The organism is Neobacillus paridis, assembly GCF_016765675.1.
GTDB lineage: Bacteria > Bacillota > Bacilli > Bacillales > Cytobacillaceae > Neobacillus > Neobacillus paridis.
The window spans coordinates 1-1538 of sequence record NZ_JAESWB010000344.1 but is presented as its reverse complement, the minus strand read 5'-3'; the positions used below and the strand labels follow the sequence as shown (position 1 = coordinate 1538).

The window sequence follows — 1538 nt, the reverse complement described above, 5'->3', positions numbered from 1 at the left end:
GGCAGTGGCCAAAGTAGTGTGCGTCAAATAGTAGTGGAGATCACTTTGGAGTCAGTCAACAGAGTAGGCAGCAGGAAGGGGCGGCCGAATTACCCGGTCGATTTCAAGAAGGCAGTGGTTGCCGCTTGTTTGCCAGGAAGATCCATTGCCGGGATCGCCATGGAACATGGCATCAACGCGAACCTGCTGTTCAAATGGCGTAAGCAGTACAGCCGTGGCATGCCAGAGAAGAGGTGCATCGAACAACCGACATTACTGCCAGTGACCATTGTGGAGTCTGACAGGGCATCTTCGAGGGCAGAAGTCCAGGCGCCGGCTTCGCTGCCCGGGCCAGCATCGTCTGCTGCAGAGGCGCCCGTTGCGCGCGGCGTCATCGAAATCCGCCTGGGCAGCGTGTTGGTGCGTGTGGATGGGATGGTGGATCCGGCGATCTTGCGCACTGTGTTGCAGAGTTTGCGTCCATGATGGGCCTGCCGGCGGGTACGCGCATCTGGATTGCCGCTGGAGTAACGGACATGCGGGCTGGTTTCAACGGTCTCGCAGCCAAGGTGCAAGCAGCACTGGAGGAGGATCCGTTCAGCGGTCACGTCTTCGTCTTCCGCGGTCGACGCGGCAATGTCATCAAGGTGCTCTGGTCTACCGGCGACGGCCTATGCCTGCTGGCGAAACGGCTCGAGCGTGGTCGTTTCGTCTGGCCGCAGGCCGACAGCGGCAAGGTGCATTTGACGGCTGCCCAGCTGTCGATGCTGCTGGAAGGGATCAATTGGAAGCAGCCGGAACGCACTTGGCCGCCTTTGTCGGTGTTGTAAACCTATCCGGGGGCGCGTAAACTGCGCGCATGCCAGCCGCCCCTGACACCCTGCCGGACGATATCGAAGCCTTGAAGGCATTGCTGCGTCACCGCGACGACGAGCTGCAGCAGTTACGGGACACGGTATCGACACTGGAGCAGGCGCTCAACGTGCGCTCGCTGGAGATCGAACAGCTCAAGCTGCAATTGGCCAAGCTGCGACGCATGCAGTTCGGCCGCAAGTCCGAGAAGCTCGACCGGCAAATCGAGCNGCTGCAATTGGCCAAGCTGCGACGCATGCAGTTCGGCCGCAAGTCCGAGAAGCTCGACCGGCAAATCGAGCAACTGGAAACGCGCCTGGAAGATCTGCTGGCCGAAGAAGGCGAGCATCCGGTTGACGCGGCCGTATCGGCGCCAACACTGACCACGCCAAGACCCGCGCGCCAACCGCTGCCGGCGCATCTGCCACGCGAAGACCGTGTGCTGGAACCAGAGGAACAAGACTGCCCCTCCTGCGGCGGCAGGCTCAAGCCGCTGGGAGAGGACGTGTCCGAGCAGCTCGATCTCATCGATGCGGCATTCAAGGTGATCCGCCATATCCGGCGCAAGAAGGCTTGTGCCTGTTGCGACGTCATCGTTCAGGCCCCAGCACCCAGCCGGCCAATTGAGCGCGGCATCGCCGCACCTGGCCTGCTGGCCCATATCCTGGTATCGAAATTCGCTGACCATCAACCTCTATATCGACAGT

Annotated in this window: 3 protein-coding genes; all 3 read left to right on the top strand. The window is 61.2% G+C overall.

Annotated features, from left to right (window positions below):
* A partial coding sequence (tnpA, locus tag JK635_RS29140; protein ID WP_235888272.1) for an IS66-like element accessory protein TnpA occupies positions 1 to 465 on the top strand: 465 nt, incomplete at its 5' end.
* Positions 462 to 809, top strand: a complete 348-nt coding sequence (gene tnpB, locus JK635_RS29135; protein WP_194715806.1) for an IS66 family insertion sequence element accessory protein TnpB — start codon at positions 462 to 464, stop codon at positions 807 to 809. The genes tnpA and tnpB, both read left to right, overlap by 4 nt.
* Positions 810 to 838: 29 nt before the next feature.
* Positions 839 to 1538, top strand: a 700-nt coding sequence (locus JK635_RS29130; protein WP_202655780.1) for an IS66 family transposase, incomplete at its 3' end; no start/stop codon positions are given.

What these genes read in the sequence shown, in the direction of transcription:
- tnpB (WP_194715806.1), top strand. Translation starts at nt 462, where the DNA reads ATGATGGGCCTGCCGGCGGGTACGCGCATCTGGATTGCCGCTGGAGTA.